Source organism: Clostridium sp. BL-8 (assembly GCF_002006495.1).
In the GTDB taxonomy this organism is placed as follows: domain Bacteria; phylum Bacillota; class Clostridia; order Clostridiales; family Clostridiaceae; genus Clostridium.
Genome location: NZ_LZZL01000052.1, coordinates 14,511 through 30,486, shown reverse-complemented (window position 1 = coordinate 30,486; position 15,976 = coordinate 14,511). Strand labels below are relative to the sequence as shown.

The following is a 15,976-nucleotide window of genomic DNA, read 5'->3' as shown; positions in this document are numbered from 1 at the left end:
GTTAAATGTGTTCTAGTTTAGTTATATCAACTGCTTGAAGGGTGTAAAGGGTTAGCTGGCTGAGAAAAGTTAAAAGTCAATCATGCCGTTTTTTCTTTTGCCCTAGTGGCTTTCTTTTTGTCGGCTAGGCTGTAAGAATATTGATTGTAGTTGGTGAACGTATGTGAACCTTACGGAAACCATATTGTTATAGGTTGGTGTTACAAAAAGAAAAGAACGTCTATAGTTTAGTAAATATATAAGTTGGATTAGATAGTAATAAATAATTATTATTTAATCCTTTTATTATTGAAATAATTAGAAAAGGAGACATCGTCATTACGCTTGCTACCGCTACGCTACCATTCCTCGCTCCTGTAATTGTGGAAGATAAAAATTAAAAATCTTCTAATTGGATAATTAAATAGGCAGTATAGCTGTCTAATTCCTTTCTTTTATATAATTTATTTTGTTTAAAGACAGATTACTTAATTGTAGTCTGTCTATTTAATTATCCAAAACCAAGTGATGATACTTGGAAAGTCTTTGTACGGTTACTCAATTAAAAAAATATTATATGGTTATGCCACCTAAAAGGCGAGAGGAGAATGTAAAATGAGTAAAAAAGTATTAACAAACAAAGAAATATTAGGAGCTATTCAAACTATATTAAATGATAGGGAAGAATGGGAACTTGAGAATGGCTGCTACATGTACAATCTGAAGAAACAAGAGGATAAGATTGTATTACAGATTTTTGAAGAAGAAATTGATGGTGTATATGATAGTTTATATGCAGAGTTTATTGCAGATGTATCAGATGATTCGGTTCAAATTATTAAAGGGTTAATTACTGATATTTATGAAAGCAACTTGAATTATAAACAACAATTTGCTAGACAGACACCAAGTTTCTATAAGAGGAAAATCAAGAGCATTGCAAACTGGACTAATAAAAATAAAATGGACAAAGTTCAGGAACTAACAAAGCAGTTAACTGAAAGATTTGTTGAAGATAGAATAGTTTTAAATGATATTACTAATCTAAAAGATATTGTTAGAGATTTATATAATTGCTTATCTCAAATCGACAGTTCATGGAAACAAAAAGAAATTAGAGATAAATTACTTAAAAGATGTAAAGAACTGAATATACAAAATGTTGGATGTTCATATATTGAAAATGAAATAATAGCTTATAGGCATGCAGATGATAGTACAATTATTTCTAAAGCTAGAATTGTTATAGATAGAGCTTATTGCAACATTAATAATTCTATAAATGAACTTATAAACCAATTAAGAAAGGTGGCTTAATAATGTTAGAAGATTTAGTAGCAGTTACAGGAACTTTAAATAGAGCACATAGAATTAGTGGAGTTGGTAAAAGAAAGATACTTAGAGAATCTTTTGGATTAAGGGACAAAGAAAAATGTTGGGAATTTTATAACAATGTACACAATATGATGGTTGGAATTAATATAAAAGATTTCCTTAATATATATCCAATTAAGAAAAAATATGATGGAGATAAATATGAAATGAAAGATTACTATAGTAGCAAACAATATATTGATACATTATTGAGTGTTACAGATACATTCAATGAAGATAATATAGCAGAATTTCTTATGGAAACACAATTAGATGAAGTGCTATTTGAACAAGCAGCAATATCTATGATGATGGGAGTTAGTTATCAATATGAAAAATTAAATGGTGTAAGTCCGTTGGATATGTTCTTTAATTATGGTGCTAGGAGCAATAATAAAGAAACTAATTATTTAAAAGTAGTAAATTAAGGTAGTCATAATTTTGGCTACCTTATATTTATATATTTTTTAAAAACGAAAGTTTATAAGTATTCACCTAATTATAACATTAGGAGCAAAACAGTGCAATATAAAAATAAATTATAAATTGAAAGCGAGGAAATTATTATGCCAAAAGCAAAGTATTTAGGAGATAACAAAAATGTAAATTTATCAAAACAGGTTGTATATTCTATATGGGTAAATGAAGGAGAACTTGATTATATCTATATTGGTAGTGGGACATATAGTCGCTGTAATGGAAATTTATCTAAACTAAGACGTAATGTACATGATACTCCATTATTACAGGATGCTTATAATAGAAATAAAAATTATAAGATAGAATTATTAGCATTTAATTTAGAATCGGATAATGAAGCTAGAGCAATAGAGGATGAATATATTAAGCATTTTGAGAGATTAGATGGGGTTACAATTTGCAATGTTAGAGGTGCTTCAAACGGATGTACTAGTGAAAATTATAATAGATATAAAAGATTAACTAAAGATAAAGTAATAGAAATAAAGGAGAGATTACAGGATTATAGTAATAAGCAATTAGCAGATATGTATAATTGTTCGAGTAAAGCAATAAGTGATATTAGACGTGGTATTAGGTGGACTAAAGTTACAGTTGAAAGTGAGGTAATAAAATAATGAATATGGTTAAAGATGTAACAGATATTATATTATTAATAATAAACGCTGGAATTATAGGATATTTAATTAATGAATGCATAGAAACTAAGAGAAAACATGACAGGGAAAAGCTTTTATGTGAATGTAAAGAATTATGTAAAAGTGCAAAACAGGATATCGCTGAAATACTCAAGATTTGTGAAGATATGAGAAATATTATTAATAATGTTGGTGATAATGATGGGAAAATACAACAATAAAAAAACATACATAGGAAACATAAAATTTGATTCTCAACTAGAAGCTGAATACTATACTTACTTACAAGAAAATAGAGATAAATTAGGTATTTGCGAAATTGAATTGCAAGTACCTTTTTTATTGATCAATACTATTAGATACAATGGACATACATATTCTAAAATACAGTACAAATCTGACTTTAAAGTTACTTATATTAATGGGGGAATTGAAGTATTAGACACTAAAGGTGTTGAGACTTCTGTGTTTAAATTAAAGAGAAGATTATTATTAGAAAGATATCCTAATATAAATTTTTATTGTGTTAAAAAAGTTAAAGGCCAATGGATTAAATATTAAGTATAATAATTTGCTAATATGCGTAAAATAATAAAAGTATATTTTTATATAAAGGAATAAAAATCATGTATGAAGGTTATAAGGAATGGATTGCAACTTATGATAAAAAAGCATTGAAAATATTAGCAGATATAAAATTAACTCAAGAAGAGAAAAATGAATTAAAAATGTGCATGAATGAAATTGGTTCATATTTAAAGGATGTATTTGAAGATATATATAAATTATATATAAGTGGAATGTCAGCAAGACAAATATCAGAATATTATAATAAAGGTTATGGTCGTATCAATTTATTACTTAGAACGTTAGGAATTCAAAGAAGTAGAAAAGATGCATTAATTATTTCTGCCAGTCAGAGAGATTATTCTAAAATTAGAAAAAAGTTTAAAAAAACTATAAAAGAACGATATATTAAAACTCAATTATTTGGAAGTGAAATAGAAAATTTAATTAGAGTTGAGATAAATGAATATTTGAATAATTTATTAAATGATGAATATGAGATTATTGTTGGAATTAATACAGTTTTAAGTGCAGGGGAATTAGATATTCCTATTATCGTAATAAAGTCAAAAAATATTTACAAATTAGGAATAGAAGTTGATAATGATTATATTCATAAAAATAGAAAGCAAAGGAATAAATTGAAAATATCAAATCTCAAAAAAATGGGATATTATGTTTATAAATTAAATACTAATGCAACTTTATGTAAGGATGGACATATAGAACATTATAATCAATTACAAGATGACATTAAAATTATATGTAATGAAATAGTAGCAGATATAAAAAAAATAAACAATCTGTAGAATATTATAAAAAATTATTTACATTTCTAGATAAATCGTGCTTTTTAAGAAATATAAGTGATATATTTAAGTAATAGGCAGGAATTTGCCATTGTTCCATAGAATATTGTATTTTATGGAAGGTGGTGAGGTAATGAAGGTTGACACTTTAAAGCTTAGAATAGAAACAATAAAAAATGCAAAAACTGCTGCAAAAGATATATGTAGAGAATATGGTCAGCATTTTAGTGATTCAGGTATTCAGTATGATGATACATATATTATTGTAACTATATTAGGAAAAGCAATACAAATACCTTATTATTATATTAACTATGGAGAGCAAGTAGATGTATTTGAGCAAATATATGAAAGCGTAGAAGTTGACTCTCTTAGTATTGAAAAAGTCAAAGAAATAATAATTGAAGAATTTACATTTGAATGCAAATTAAAAAATGAATAGTAATTTAGAACTCTATTAACTTAGGGTTCTTTTATTATTCTTAAAATGTATTGCTTTACAAAATGTTTGTCGAAAATTAAATGGATAATTAGCATTAAAATATGTAGAATATAGCAAAAAAATATGTTATTATAAAATAAAGCAAAAGATATTAAATAAAAATACATACAAGATGTCGAATAATATACAAAAGATAAAAAGATTATAATTATAATAGTGACATATAATATAAAAAGGTGAGGTACATCTTTTTTATTAATTATAGATATGTTCATATAAAATGCAGTCATTAACTTGGCTGCATTTTATTATTTGGGATATTAAGAACTCTAGGAAATAGGGTTCTTTTATTATGTTATTTTGTAAGATTTAAGAATTTTATTTAAACTTATAAAGGAATTCACCACATTTTCGTAGAATATTGTATTTTATGGAAAGGTGGAAGAAAAAATGTCAAAAAAGAAATTACAAATATTTATCTCATCAACATATACGGATTTAAAAGAAGAAAGACAAGCATCCGTAGAAGCTATTTTGGGTTCAAGACACATACCTGCCGGAATGGAGTTATTTAAAGCTGGTAATACGTCACAGTTAGAAACAATAAAGAAATGGATTAATGAATCAGATTTATATATGTTGATCTTAGGTGGTAGATATGGAAGCATAGAACCAGAAACAGAAAAAAGCTATACTCAACTTGAATATGAATATGCAATAGAACATAAGATACCAGTGTTTGCAGTTGTATTGAGTGACTCATATTTGCATAAAAAAGCCTCAGAAGGTTCTGAAATATTTGAAAAAGAAAACCAAGAAAAATATAATGAATTTAAAGAATTTGTTATGAGTAAAATAATAAAAATTGTAGATGATTGTAAGGATATACAAATAGCAATAAAGGATTCAATTTCTGAGTTGGAAGAGGAATACAATTTAGTTGGATGGGTAAGAGGTTCTGAAATAGAAGATTCAACAAAAATAATTAAAAAGAATAATAAATTATTAGTTGAAAATGAAAAATTAAGAAGTCAGATGCAAAAAATTAAAGAAGAAGACAAAATAGGAAAGTATAGTTATGTAGAATTAAAAAAGGTATTAGGTAAAAAAACTACTGAGATTCCAGGAAAATTTTACAAAGAGAACAAAGATTGGAATACTAATTACTTGGAGTTATTTATTTTATATAGAGACGATTTCATTACAGGAATCACTAATTCTCAAGGTTCTAGTGAACTGCAATGTTATATTTTTTATAATATATGCCCAGTTTTAATTTCATTTGGTCTACTAGAAATAAATAAAGTTACTGGAGCTAAATATAGAAGAATTGAGATGTCAAAAGCAGGATTAGATTTTTCTGCAAAATTAGAACTAGAAATAAATAAATAATATTCTTAGGAACTCTATTAATTTAGAGTTCTTTTTTCTAATACAATTATTGTAGAATGTCATAAAAAATGGTATTATTATATGATATTCTACAATAATTGTATTAGGGGTGAATGGTTATTGTTAAAAGATGAATTATTTTTAAAGAGAGATAATGATAAGAAGAATGATATAAAAATCTGTAAAAATTATAATTTTTTGAAATATTCTAATGATATAGCCGAATTACAGAAATTAAAGTATAAATGCATATTTAAAGCAAAAAAATTAAGAGATTGGAGCACTTTATCAGGTGCAATTGTCTTAATAAGTACTGTGTTAATTGCATTAATAACAATGATGTATTCAGTACTTAATACTATGAGTAGTGATGGACAGAAAGAAATTCAATCAATATCAGCCAATATTATTAATACGAAAATTGCAGAAATAAATAACAAAGAGGGCAATGACATAGACGAAACAAAAAAAGAAGTTTTAGAAACTATAAAATCAGAAAAAGATAATGTATTAGAAATAATTAAAAAGAATACAGATTTTATTGGCTACTTGAGTAAAATTATTTTTGTAGTAATAATTTCAATAATTATATTTTATGCAAGTTTAGTACGAGTGATAAGTCATAAAGCTTCAGATTATGAAACATTAGTTATTATGATTGAAGAAAGAATAAAAGAAATAAAACAAGAAGATCATGAAAAAATAATAATTTAATCTAATAAATAAATGAAAATAATACATTTATATTTGTTTAAGAGTACAGAAATATACTCTTTTATTATGTCAAGATAGACTTAAGATGGGTTTATTTTCGCATCCTTTATTATGAATTGTAATATTAAATTATTATCTGAGGAGTCATCGTCATTATTATCTAAAGAGCTTAAGCCTAAGAACAATGTAATAAGTGGTAGAGAAACTAACTATTATTTCTAGATAAATTATATACAGAATAAGTTATAAAATATTATATAATATGGTAATAAATACTTGAAAATATCAATTAAAAGGTGTAAAATAATTTTGAGGTGATTGAATGATAATATATTTTGGATTGGGTTTGCTTCTAGCAATGTTAGCATTAAAATTACTTAAAGGAATTGTATTTATTATTGGAATGGTAATTCTATTAGCAATAGTAGTTAGTGTAATTACTTCTATTGCATTTAAAGTTGCTATTGGAATTGGAATAATTATGGCAATAATGCATATAACAACTAAGAAGATTAAAAGAGATTAGATTAAGTTCTAGTCTCTTTTTATTTAGGAGGAGATTATGGGTTTAAAGAAGTGTTGTCCGAGATGCAATAAGAATATTATTGATTATTCTGTTAAATACTGTGACGAATGCAGTAAGAAAGTTGCGAAGGATAAGAAAGAAAATGATAAACAATATAATAAGTATGTTCGGCAAGTAAGGGACAAGCAGTATACAGATTTCTATGTGAGTAAGGAATGGAAGATTGTTTCTAATATTGTTAAGCATAAATACAAAGGGTTATGTATAATGTGCCAACTTCAAGACGATAGAGTAAATCCATATGATGTGATTCATCATGTACTTGAATTGAAAACTAATGAAGGTTGGGAACATAGATTTGATGTTGACGAAGGATTAGTTCCGTTATGTCATGCACATCACAATTTGTTACATGGCAATTATAATGATGAAAAGATTAAGATGTTAAGAGAATTAATAAAAGAATATAAGAAAATTTATGAGAGCATGTAGCTGATATTAATTATTAGTTATGTGCTTTTATTGTGTAAAAAACTATGGGGTAGGGGGTACGAAAATGTTTTGACCATGACTCAGAATGTCGTTGGCCCAATACCGAAAAATTTATTTTGTTGTTAAAAGTAAAAAGTTGGACAAAAATTACAAATTTAAAGAATAGGGGGTGAACTAAATGCCATCAACACAAGAATATAATACAAAGTACAAAAAGGAACATAGAGCATTCCAAAATGGTGATAGAGAAGATTTGCTTGAAGAAAAATTTCAAATAAAATTCAATTCTAAAAATATAAGCATATCACAATTCAAGAAGCACTATAAAGAAAAAATTGAAAACAAAGAACAAGAGTTTATTTTTAATAATTGCATAACATTAATTGATCTTATATTAAGCGATAAAAGTTGTTTGGAATCTGAGGGAGCATATGTTAAAAATGTGACTGGAACATTAAAGGTAAATCCTGCAACAAAAGAGCTAAGAGAAAATTTAAAGGCATTTAATAGCCAATTAGCTTTGTTACATACATTGTTAAATACTGATAAAGAGGAAGATTTAGATGGATGGTTAAATGGATAGTGCAGAAATAAAATCTATTATTGACAGTCAGATCATTTCCAACTTGGATTGTGCAATAGAACAACAATGTAAAAAGTGGGATTGTGAAAAATATTATTTTGATAAAGAAGAAGCATTGAGATTTTATAAGTTTACCCAGAAGCTAAAACTTGATAAAGGAAAAAAAGGTGCAAAGATTCAATTATTAAAATTTCAATTTAATATATGTACAGATATTTTGTGTGTCAAACGTAAATCAGATAATCTCAGAAAAGTAAGAGAGGCTCATATAAACATCCCTCGTAAGAACGGGAAAAGTTTTATAATCGGATTAATAATTGCTTATATGTATTTCTTTAGAACAGAGTATGGTGCTGAATATATAATTACTGCAAATACAACTAAACAAGCTGCTTTATTATTTAACACTATTAAGCATTTTATAACTAATAGCCCACTAAAAAAGAGATGTAAAATTACAGACTCCCAAAAAATAATTTATAGAAAAGATGAAAATAGTTATTTGAGAGTATTAAGTTGTGATGGCTCTAATGCAGATTCGTTCGCAGATTTGGTATTTTGTCAGGATGAAATACATGAATTAAAGAATACATTAATTTATGATAAGTTGAAAACAGGACAAGGTATATTTGATGAACCGCTTGGAATTACAATCACTACAGCTTCAAGTGGAACAGATCCTTTAAATTTGGAAATGGAACTATATAAATATTCAAAGAGTTTACAAAAAGGTGAATTTGAAGATGATAGTTTCTATAGTGCAATTTTTGAAGCCGATGAAGGCTGTGACATAATGGATATAAGCCAATGGTTTAAAAGTAATCCTGCACTTGGACATTTTAGAAAATTAGAGGATTTGGAAAATCTAGCTAAAAGGGCAACACAATTAAAAACAAGAGAAGCGAGTTTTAGAAGATTCTTTTTAAATCAGCATGTTAGCATGATACAAGAAAATGCAATAAACATGATTTTATGGAATAAATGTTTAAAAAAAATAAATATTGAAGATTTACAAGGATTACTTTGTGTTGGTGCATTAGATGTAGGTGGAACTAATGACTTATCTGCTTATGTTAAAGTATTTTATAATGATGAAATTGATAAATATATTGTTTATCCATATCTGTTTACACCGAAAGATACAATCACAGATAGAGAAGAAAGAGATAAAGTACCTTATCAACGCTGGGTAAATGATAAACATATTATTGCACTTGAAGGAACTTCAATTAATACAAAGCATTTAACAGATTTTATTAATTTAGATGCGGGTAAATATAAAGAAATATGTTTTGATGACTGGGGGGCATACGAAATTAAACATGCTTTAGCAGAAAATTTTGATATGATCGATACTAGACAAGGATTTAGGACATTTACCCCAGCAATAAGAGGTTTTGAAAATTTACTTATTGCTGAAAAATTGATAATACATGATAATCCATGCTTTAATTGGATGGCACAAAATGTAACAGCCGTAACTGATGATGCTGATAATATTAAATATAGTAAAAAACGTAGCAAAAATAAAATTGATGGAATTGTGGCTATGATAATGGCTTTTAGTAGGATAATTCCATTAGTGAATGAACCTAAACCAGTGGAATTAACCGCAGATTACATAAAATCATTCTATGCAAGGTAAAGAGGGTGGTGAAGATGAGCAAAATTAATAAGAAAATAAGCAGTTTTAAAACTAAAATAAAACAATTTATAAGTAATAATGATGTTGAATTAAGTATCTTTGGTGGATGCTTTTTTATTTTATACGGAACTTTTTTAATAAATTACATAGCATTTCTATATGTTTTAGGACTTATGTTGTTTAGTTTGGGAGTATTTTTATTGAAATTTCCTAATAAAAAGTAGTTATTTTATCTTGGAAGGGGGTGAATTTTAATAAATGTTTCTAAAAAATAGATATAAAGCACAAAATTCTAGTCCTATAAGTGGAATTAGTTTAAATAATCCAGATATATTAAGTATATTTGGTATAAATGCAGATGATGATAATACCAATAGAAATGAATTTGGAGAGGTGATATATTTCATTTGTCTTAATCATATGATACAAACAATGGCTAAAATGACGAGGGTACTATATCAAGAATCCGACAAAGGCAAAGAAGTTATTAGGGATACACCTTGGAAAAATGTACTTAATAGAGAGCCTAATCCAATTTATACTGCATCAACTTTATGGTCAAGTGTGGAATTAAACAGATTACATCATGGAAACGCATATGTATACATAGAAAATAAGGGTAGGAATAATTACTTATGGGTGTTGCCAAGTTCCGAGGTACAGATATATATAGATGATGCTGGGATTTTTGATTATGGGGTAGGCAGTAAATGCACATCTAAGCTGAATCCTATTTGGTATGTGTGGAATGATCATAGGTCAGGTAAGATGTATAGTTTTAATGCAAATGAAATTCTACATTATAAGACTCATGTGTCACTTGATGGTTTGAGTGGGTTAAGTGTAAAAGATATTTTATACCAGCAATTGAAAAGTTTAAAGTATAGCGAGAGTTATCAGTACAGTTTATTTAAAAATAATTTATTTGGTGGAAAAATAATTTTGCAATATACAGGAGATTTGAATAAGGCGAACAAAGATACTCTTATTAGTGAAGTTGAGCGTTATGCGAATAGTGTTGGTTCAGGAAAATTTTTACCTTTACCATTGAATATTGAAGCTAAAAGCATGGACATGAAGCTCACAGATGCAGACTTCGTTGAACTAAATAAGTTATCAGCTTTACAAATAGCAGCTTGTTTTGGAATTAAACCTAATGTTTTGAATAACTATGATAAATCAAGTTATACAAATTCTGAAACTCAGCAATTGGATTTCTATGTAAATAGTTTGCAACCAATATTCAAGATGTATTCTGATGAAGATACTAGAAAGTTATTAAGTTCTAAGCAAAAACAATCTCAGTATTTTGAGATAGATAAAAATATTTTATTTGAGTTAAATAAGCAAACCCAAATGGATATTTTAGCTAAAGGAATAAATAACTTTATGATGACTGCAAATGAAGCGAGAGAACAACTTGGATTGCCTTATATTGATGATCCTAATGCGGATAAATTATTCGGTAATGGTAATTTGATTGCAATTGATGTGGCTGGTCAAGGTGCTAATTATAAAGATGTTAGTAAAGATAATACTGATACATTAGAAGGGGGTGCAGATAATGGAGAACAACAAAGTTAAATTCTATGAGTTTAAAAATAAAACAAATGATTCCGTAGATTTATATGTATATGGTGATATTGTAAGTGGAAGCTTAAAATGGGATGATACAGATGTAACTATTAGTGATTTTAGAGAACAATTAAACAGTTTAGATAATGCTAAAACATTAAATATGTATGTGTCTAGTTGTGGAGGAGATGTTTTCACAACTCAAGCTATGGTTAGTAATCTTAAAAGATGTAAAGATAATGGAGTTACTATTAATGCATATTTAGACGGAATTTCTGCTAGTTGTGCAAGTTGGTTAAGTTTAGTGGCTAATAATGTTTATGCTTATCAAAACTCAATATTAATGATTCATAAGCCAATGACATCATGCTGCTGTTGTAACGCTGATGATATGAAAAAACAAATTGATACATTGGATACAATTGAAGATAATGTTATAATTCCAATTTATATGGATAAAGCTAAAGATACATTAACTGAGGATAAGCTTAAAGATATGCTTAGTCAGGAAACTTGGTTAGGTTCTGAGGATATGGTTAATTACTTTGATATTACTTTGTTAGATGGAGAAAAAACAATTTCTAATAATGTTAATATGGATTTAGTTAATAAGTATAAGAATGCTCCAAAGGATATTTTAAATAAACTAAGTAAACAAATAGGTGAAGAAACACCACCTATTACTAAAGAACAAAATATTGAAGATAAAATAGGAGACTCTATTGATAATATTGATATAGAACTCTTAAATATTCAACTTGACTTACTGAAAAAGTAGGTCTTTTTTAATGCACAAAAATAATAAATAAAAATTTTTATTAAGGAAAGAGGTAATAAATTATGTTAAAAAGTACAGAAATTTTAAATACAATAAACACAAAAATGGAGACTATTAAGAACTTACAAGGTGAAGAAAAGAAAGCAGTATTTGAGGAAATTAAGAACTTAAAGGTTGACTATGAAATGGAATTAGAATTAGAAAACATAGAAAAAGAAACTTTTGAAAATAAAGTTAATAAAGGTGAAGCACAACAAATTGAAAATAAAGAACAAAAGAAACCTGAAAAGGTAAATATTAAAAATGCTTTTGCTAAAGTAGTAGCTGGTAAGGAAACAACATCAGAAGAAAGAGCAGTAATTAAAAATATTGTAATCGAAGGAGACCCAACAAAAGGTGGAGTAGCAATTCCAGCAGATGTATCAACAGATATAAAAACATATCAAGATACTACTAGAAATTTTGATATTAGACCGTACATAACAGTAGAGCCAGTAACAACATTAACTGGTAGCAGACCATATTCAACAAATCAACCAGAGGCTTCAGGATTCGCTCCAGTAGATGAATCAAAAGCTATTCAGGAAATGTACGAACCAACATTTGATAAACTAGCGTATACAATTCAAAAATATGCTGGATATATTCCAGTTTCAAATGAATTATTAAGTGATTCTACTTATGGAATATACAATTATTTAGTTAAATGGCTTGGAGAAGGTGAACTTAATACTTATGCATATCAAGTTTTCAATGGCGTTGGAACTAAATCTGCACAAGGACTATTAACAGAAGTTGCTAAGGGCGCTACAGGAATATTAAAAGATAGAATAACAAAAATGACTACAGCACCAGGAGTTGATGATTTTAAGTCTATATTTAATGTAGATTTAGAAACAGTAAGTGGAGATAATATTGTAATTTTCACTAATGCTGATGGATACCAATATCTTGATACTTTAAAAGATGCTACAAAGCGATACTATATGCAACCAGATCCAACAAAAGCTAGTGGATATGCTTTCTTAGGAAAAGAAATAGTAAAAGTTCCAAAGAAATTCTTACCAACTGATGCTACAGACGGTATTCCTTATATTATCGGAGATTTAAAACAGCTTTATACTCTTTATGATAGGCAAGCTATGTCTGTACAATCTACTAATGTTGGTGGAGATGCATGGAGAACAGATACTTCTGAATTAAAGGGTATCTTCAGATTTGATGGTAAGATTATGCCTGCTAATATTGAAGCTGTAAAAGTTCTTTATGCTAAATTTTAGTTAATTGAGGGTGGAGTTTATCTCCATCTTTAATTTTGCAGAAAGTTGGTGAATTTATGATAATAACAACAGAAGAAGCAAAACAATATTTAAAAATAGATAATGATGATGAAGATTCAGATATACAAAGTTTAATAGATGGGGCTGAGTTATATCTATATAATGCTACTGGAAAGACGTTTGATAATACTAATCCATTAGCAAAGCTTTATTGTAGAATTTTAGTTACAGAGTGGTATGAAAACCGCAGTCTTATGGAAGAGTATAAAACAAGTGGAAAAGTAAGATTTACATTACAAAGTATAATGTTGCAATTACAATATTGTTAAGGTGGTGTAATGTGAAAAGTGGAGATTTAAAAGAAAGAATAATAATAAGTAAATATCTTGGAGAAATACAAAATGATAATGGTTTTGATGAACCTCAATGGGATGATACTTATTATTCTTGTTGGTGTAAATTTATACAAGTTAGTGGTAAAGAGTTTATATCAGCAAAAGCCAACAATTCTGAGAATATAGTTACTTTTACAGTTAGATATTGTAATAAGACAAAAGTGTTACTAGAAGTAGGGGAAACCAAAAAATATAAAGTAATCTATAAAGGTAATGATTATAGTATTGAATTCTGTTCTGATTATAAAGATATGCACCAATGGATTGATATAAAAGCAGAGGTGATTAAGTAATGAGTAGCATTGAATTAACTGGATTTGATGAATTAGAGGAGCTTATGCAAGGTATGACTTTAACTGAAGCTGAAGAAAAAAAGGCAATGAAATCGGCTATAGATGTAATTTATAACGAAATTAAAAGTAACACACCTGTTGGAGAAACTGGAGATATGAAAAAGCAAATTAAAGAAAAAGTTAGTAAAGATGATTTTTCGATAACTGGACAAGTTATTATGGGTGCTTTTTATACTGGATTTGAGGAATTCGGAACATCTCAGCAGAAGCATCATGTTGGATTTTTTGAACGTTCTGTAAATAGTTCACAAGATGAAGCTCTAGATGTATTGGCAAAAGGATTGTTAAAGTAGAGGTGATGTGATGGTTAATATTAAAAAATTAGTAAAGGATACATTATCTAATACTGAAATATTAAGTTTAACAGCGGATAAGAAAGTATATTTCTTACATGCAAATAGCCCTAATACACCATATATTGAGTATGAAATTTACGATGAAAATGGTGAGGAATGGGCAGAAAATAAAGAAATTGCAACAAATTATTATGTTCAAGTAGATATATTTAGTAAAACAGATTATACAGATTTAGAAAACCAAATTAAAGAAATACTGACAAACGCTGGTTTTAATAGGAGTATGAGTGCCGATTTATATGAAAATGACACACAACTTTCTCATAAAGCCATGCGTTTTTTAGTTACACTAGAAAATTAAAAAGAAAGAGAGTGATAAATAATATGAGTATTATAGGTTTAGAAAAATTGTACTATGCAAAAATTACAAAGGATGATTCTACAGGTTTAACATTTGATACACCAAAATATTTAGCAGGTGTTAAAGAAATTAAGATTTCTCCAAAATCAAATACCGAAAAATTATATGCAGAAAATAAATTATGGGATCAAGCAACAACACTAGAAGATGTTGAGGTAACTGTTGACTTAGTAGATTTAACAAATGCAGAATTAGCAGATTTATTAGGACAAACAGTAGCAGCAGAGGGCGGAGTTTTTGCAACTAGTAATGATGTTGCTCCATATGTAGCGCTTTTATACAAGGCGAGTAAATCTAATGGAAAGGCAAGGTTTGGAATTCTTTATAAAGGGAAAATGGAATTACCAGATGATTCGGCTAAAGGCCAAGAAGGAAAGGTAGATTTCCAAACACCTGAAATGAAAGCTACATTCCAATCAACAATTTTTAATTCTATGTGGAAATATAATGTCGATGAAGATGACCCAGATTGTCCAACAGATATTAATACTTCTTTCTTTGCAGGAGTTATTATGCCTACTAAGAAAGTTACAACAACAGAAGCATAATTATAGTTATAGGCTCTTGATTAACTTAATAAATTGAGAGCCTATAAATTTAATAGAATAGGAGTGGATTTATAAATGATTTTACAAGATAAAACTAGAAAATTAATAATTAAAGAATCAATCGATGGAAAAGAAATTGAAAAAGAGTATAGCTTTAAAATGGTAAATAGAACTGTATTAAAGATAGATAAGAAGTATGGTAATTATGGAACTATTCTAAATGGTATTATGCAAGGTGTAGAGTTTATGACAAATGCTTTGAAATTACTAAGTTGTAGTTGTTTAGAAAAAGATTTTGAAGTGGAAGAATTAGCAGATTTATTAACACCGAAACAACTTAATAATGAAATACCAAACTTTGTAACAAATCTGTATTTTGATTATATGGGAATAAATGATACCCAAAATGATAAAGAGACTAAAAAAAATAAAAGTAAAACTGAAAAAAACTAGATGACCAGTCAGATTTTTTGAATTTTGACTGGCTTTTTTATATTAGTAAAGTGCATTTAAATTACACTAGAGAAGAATTTTTATGCTTAACTCATGAGGAAATAGCTAGATTATGGAAACAACATGCTAAGTTTAATGGATGGGAAATCAAAGAAGATAATGATGAAAATAATTCTAACAGAGCAGAAAAAAGAGTTTATATAGATGAAATACCATTCTTATAGGAAGGGGGTAAA

24 protein-coding genes are annotated in these 15,976 nt (G+C 27.6%); all 24 read left to right on the top strand.

Going from position 1 to position 15,976, the window contains the following annotated elements:
- The first annotated feature begins 594 nt into the window (after positions 1–594).
- The 24 genes from CLOBL_RS17225 (at position 595) to CLOBL_RS17110 (ending at position 15,964) form a co-directional block, all read left to right on the top strand.
- Positions 595–1,296, top strand: coding sequence for a hypothetical protein (locus tag CLOBL_RS17225; protein WP_077860167.1), 702 nt, complete (start codon positions 595–597; stop codon positions 1,294–1,296).
- A gap of 2 nt (positions 1,297–1,298) precedes the next feature.
- Positions 1,299–1,781, top strand: a complete 483-nt coding sequence (locus tag CLOBL_RS17220; RefSeq protein WP_077860166.1) for a hypothetical protein — start codon at positions 1,299–1,301, stop codon at positions 1,779–1,781.
- A 138-nt stretch (positions 1,782–1,919) separates the two neighbouring features.
- A complete protein-coding gene (locus CLOBL_RS17215; RefSeq protein WP_077860165.1) occupies positions 1,920–2,450 on the top strand; it encodes a hypothetical protein in 531 nt (176 codons plus the stop codon).
- Entirely contained in the window at positions 2,450–2,692 is a 243-nt protein-coding gene (locus CLOBL_RS17210; protein ID WP_077860164.1) for a hypothetical protein, read from the top strand. The genes CLOBL_RS17215 and CLOBL_RS17210 overlap by 1 nt, the downstream gene beginning before the upstream one ends.
- A complete protein-coding gene (locus CLOBL_RS17205; RefSeq protein WP_179117787.1) occupies positions 2,673–3,032 on the top strand; it encodes a DUF1064 domain-containing protein in 360 nt (119 codons plus the stop codon). Before CLOBL_RS17210 ends, CLOBL_RS17205 begins: the two co-directional genes overlap by 20 nt.
- A gap of 65 nt (positions 3,033–3,097) precedes the next feature.
- On the top strand, positions 3,098–3,847 hold the full coding sequence (locus CLOBL_RS17200) for a hypothetical protein (RefSeq protein ID WP_077860162.1): 750 nt from the start codon (positions 3,098–3,100) through the stop codon (positions 3,845–3,847).
- A 133-nt stretch (positions 3,848–3,980) separates the two neighbouring features.
- Complete coding sequence (locus CLOBL_RS17195) at positions 3,981–4,289, top strand: hypothetical protein (RefSeq protein WP_077860161.1); 309 nt, start codon at positions 3,981–3,983, stop codon at positions 4,287–4,289.
- Between the two features lie 450 nt (positions 4,290–4,739).
- Positions 4,740–5,681, top strand: a complete 942-nt coding sequence (locus CLOBL_RS17190; RefSeq protein ID WP_077860160.1) for a DUF4062 domain-containing protein — start codon at positions 4,740–4,742, stop codon at positions 5,679–5,681.
- A gap of 120 nt (positions 5,682–5,801) precedes the next feature.
- Positions 5,802–6,395 carry a hypothetical protein gene (locus CLOBL_RS17185; RefSeq protein ID WP_077860159.1) on the top strand — a complete coding sequence of 198 codons (594 nt, stop codon included), beginning with the start codon at positions 5,802–5,804 and terminating at the stop codon, positions 6,393–6,395.
- Between the two features lie 322 nt (positions 6,396–6,717).
- Complete coding sequence (locus CLOBL_RS17180) at positions 6,718–6,921, top strand: hypothetical protein (RefSeq protein WP_077860158.1); 204 nt, start codon at positions 6,718–6,720, stop codon at positions 6,919–6,921.
- A 36-nt stretch (positions 6,922–6,957) separates the two neighbouring features.
- Entirely contained in the window at positions 6,958–7,413 is a 456-nt protein-coding gene (locus CLOBL_RS17175; RefSeq protein WP_077860157.1) for a hypothetical protein, read from the top strand.
- A 178-nt stretch (positions 7,414–7,591) separates the two neighbouring features.
- Positions 7,592–7,996 carry a hypothetical protein gene (locus CLOBL_RS17170; RefSeq protein ID WP_077860156.1) on the top strand — a complete coding sequence of 135 codons (405 nt, stop codon included), beginning with the start codon at positions 7,592–7,594 and terminating at the stop codon, positions 7,994–7,996.
- Entirely contained in the window at positions 7,989–9,641 is a 1,653-nt protein-coding gene (locus CLOBL_RS17165; RefSeq protein ID WP_077860155.1) for a terminase TerL endonuclease subunit, read from the top strand. The genes CLOBL_RS17170 and CLOBL_RS17165 overlap by 8 nt, the downstream gene beginning before the upstream one ends.
- 14 nt (positions 9,642–9,655) lie before the next feature.
- Complete coding sequence (locus tag CLOBL_RS17160) at positions 9,656–9,865, top strand: hypothetical protein (protein ID WP_077860154.1); 210 nt, start codon at positions 9,656–9,658, stop codon at positions 9,863–9,865.
- Positions 9,866–9,899: 34 nt separating this feature from the next.
- Positions 9,900–11,225: a phage portal protein gene (locus CLOBL_RS17155; RefSeq protein WP_077860153.1), complete on the top strand. Its 1,326-nt coding sequence runs from the start codon at positions 9,900–9,902 to the stop codon at positions 11,223–11,225.
- Complete coding sequence (locus CLOBL_RS17150) at positions 11,206–11,994, top strand: head maturation protease, ClpP-related (protein WP_077860152.1); 789 nt, start codon at positions 11,206–11,208, stop codon at positions 11,992–11,994. The genes CLOBL_RS17155 and CLOBL_RS17150 overlap by 20 nt, the downstream gene beginning before the upstream one ends.
- A gap of 62 nt (positions 11,995–12,056) precedes the next feature.
- Positions 12,057–13,274 carry a phage major capsid protein gene (locus CLOBL_RS17145; RefSeq protein ID WP_077860151.1) on the top strand — a complete coding sequence of 406 codons (1,218 nt, stop codon included), beginning with the start codon at positions 12,057–12,059 and terminating at the stop codon, positions 13,272–13,274.
- 56 nt (positions 13,275–13,330) lie between these two features.
- Positions 13,331–13,603: a head-tail connector protein gene (locus CLOBL_RS17140; protein WP_077860179.1), complete on the top strand. Its 273-nt coding sequence runs from the start codon at positions 13,331–13,333 to the stop codon at positions 13,601–13,603.
- An 11-nt stretch (positions 13,604–13,614) separates the two neighbouring features.
- Positions 13,615–13,962: a phage head closure protein gene (locus tag CLOBL_RS17135; protein ID WP_077860150.1), complete on the top strand. Its 348-nt coding sequence runs from the start codon at positions 13,615–13,617 to the stop codon at positions 13,960–13,962.
- The gene (locus tag CLOBL_RS17130; protein WP_077860149.1) at positions 13,962–14,315 is read left to right on the top strand and encodes an HK97-gp10 family putative phage morphogenesis protein; all 354 of its coding nucleotides are present in this window, start codon (positions 13,962–13,964) and stop codon (positions 14,313–14,315) included. The genes CLOBL_RS17135 and CLOBL_RS17130 overlap by 1 nt, the downstream gene beginning before the upstream one ends.
- Positions 14,316–14,325: 10 nt before the next feature.
- Complete coding sequence (locus CLOBL_RS17125) at positions 14,326–14,679, top strand: prohead protease (protein ID WP_077860148.1); 354 nt, start codon at positions 14,326–14,328, stop codon at positions 14,677–14,679.
- 23 nt (positions 14,680–14,702) lie between these two features.
- Complete coding sequence (locus tag CLOBL_RS17120; protein ID WP_077860147.1) at positions 14,703–15,287, top strand: major tail protein; 585 nt, start codon at positions 14,703–14,705, stop codon at positions 15,285–15,287.
- A gap of 75 nt (positions 15,288–15,362) precedes the next feature.
- A complete protein-coding gene (locus CLOBL_RS17115) occupies positions 15,363–15,740 on the top strand; it encodes an RNA polymerase subunit sigma (protein WP_242953867.1) in 378 nt (125 codons plus the stop codon).
- A gap of 17 nt (positions 15,741–15,757) precedes the next feature.
- Positions 15,758–15,964, top strand: a complete 207-nt coding sequence (locus tag CLOBL_RS17110; protein ID WP_077860146.1) for a hypothetical protein — start codon at positions 15,758–15,760, stop codon at positions 15,962–15,964.
- Positions 15,965–15,976: the final 12 nt, after the last annotated feature.

Excerpts from the sequence above, each read along its gene's own strand:
- CLOBL_RS17225 (WP_077860167.1), top strand. The coding sequence starts at position 595 with ATGAGTAAAAAAGTATTAACAAACAAAGAAATATTAGGAGCTATTCAA.
- CLOBL_RS17220 (WP_077860166.1), top strand. The coding sequence starts at position 1,299 with ATGTTAGAAGATTTAGTAGCAGTTACAGGAACTTTAAATAGAGCACAT.
- CLOBL_RS17215 (WP_077860165.1), top strand. The coding sequence starts at position 1,920 with ATGCCAAAAGCAAAGTATTTAGGAGATAACAAAAATGTAAATTTATCA.
- CLOBL_RS17210 (WP_077860164.1), top strand. The coding sequence starts at position 2,450 with ATGAATATGGTTAAAGATGTAACAGATATTATATTATTAATAATAAAC.
- CLOBL_RS17205 (WP_179117787.1), top strand. The coding sequence starts at position 2,673 with ATGGGAAAATACAACAATAAAAAAACATACATAGGAAACATAAAATTT.
- CLOBL_RS17200 (WP_077860162.1), top strand. The coding sequence starts at position 3,098 with ATGTATGAAGGTTATAAGGAATGGATTGCAACTTATGATAAAAAAGCA.
- CLOBL_RS17195 (WP_077860161.1), top strand. The coding sequence starts at position 3,981 with ATGAAGGTTGACACTTTAAAGCTTAGAATAGAAACAATAAAAAATGCA.
- CLOBL_RS17190 (WP_077860160.1), top strand. The coding sequence starts at position 4,740 with ATGTCAAAAAAGAAATTACAAATATTTATCTCATCAACATATACGGAT.
- CLOBL_RS17180 (WP_077860158.1), top strand. The coding sequence starts at position 6,718 with ATGATAATATATTTTGGATTGGGTTTGCTTCTAGCAATGTTAGCATTA.
- CLOBL_RS17175 (WP_077860157.1), top strand. The coding sequence starts at position 6,958 with ATGGGTTTAAAGAAGTGTTGTCCGAGATGCAATAAGAATATTATTGAT.
- CLOBL_RS17170 (WP_077860156.1), top strand. The coding sequence starts at position 7,592 with ATGCCATCAACACAAGAATATAATACAAAGTACAAAAAGGAACATAGA.
- CLOBL_RS17165 (WP_077860155.1), top strand. The coding sequence starts at position 7,989 with ATGGATAGTGCAGAAATAAAATCTATTATTGACAGTCAGATCATTTCC.
- CLOBL_RS17160 (WP_077860154.1), top strand. The coding sequence starts at position 9,656 with ATGAGCAAAATTAATAAGAAAATAAGCAGTTTTAAAACTAAAATAAAA.
- CLOBL_RS17155 (WP_077860153.1), top strand. The coding sequence starts at position 9,900 with ATGTTTCTAAAAAATAGATATAAAGCACAAAATTCTAGTCCTATAAGT.
- CLOBL_RS17150 (WP_077860152.1), top strand. The coding sequence starts at position 11,206 with ATGGAGAACAACAAAGTTAAATTCTATGAGTTTAAAAATAAAACAAAT.
- CLOBL_RS17145 (WP_077860151.1), top strand. The coding sequence starts at position 12,057 with ATGTTAAAAAGTACAGAAATTTTAAATACAATAAACACAAAAATGGAG.
- CLOBL_RS17140 (WP_077860179.1), top strand. The coding sequence starts at position 13,331 with ATGATAATAACAACAGAAGAAGCAAAACAATATTTAAAAATAGATAAT.
- CLOBL_RS17130 (WP_077860149.1), top strand. The coding sequence starts at position 13,962 with ATGAGTAGCATTGAATTAACTGGATTTGATGAATTAGAGGAGCTTATG.
- CLOBL_RS17125 (WP_077860148.1), top strand. The coding sequence starts at position 14,326 with ATGGTTAATATTAAAAAATTAGTAAAGGATACATTATCTAATACTGAA.
- CLOBL_RS17120 (WP_077860147.1), top strand. The coding sequence starts at position 14,703 with ATGAGTATTATAGGTTTAGAAAAATTGTACTATGCAAAAATTACAAAG.
- CLOBL_RS17115 (WP_242953867.1), top strand. The coding sequence starts at position 15,363 with ATGATTTTACAAGATAAAACTAGAAAATTAATAATTAAAGAATCAATC.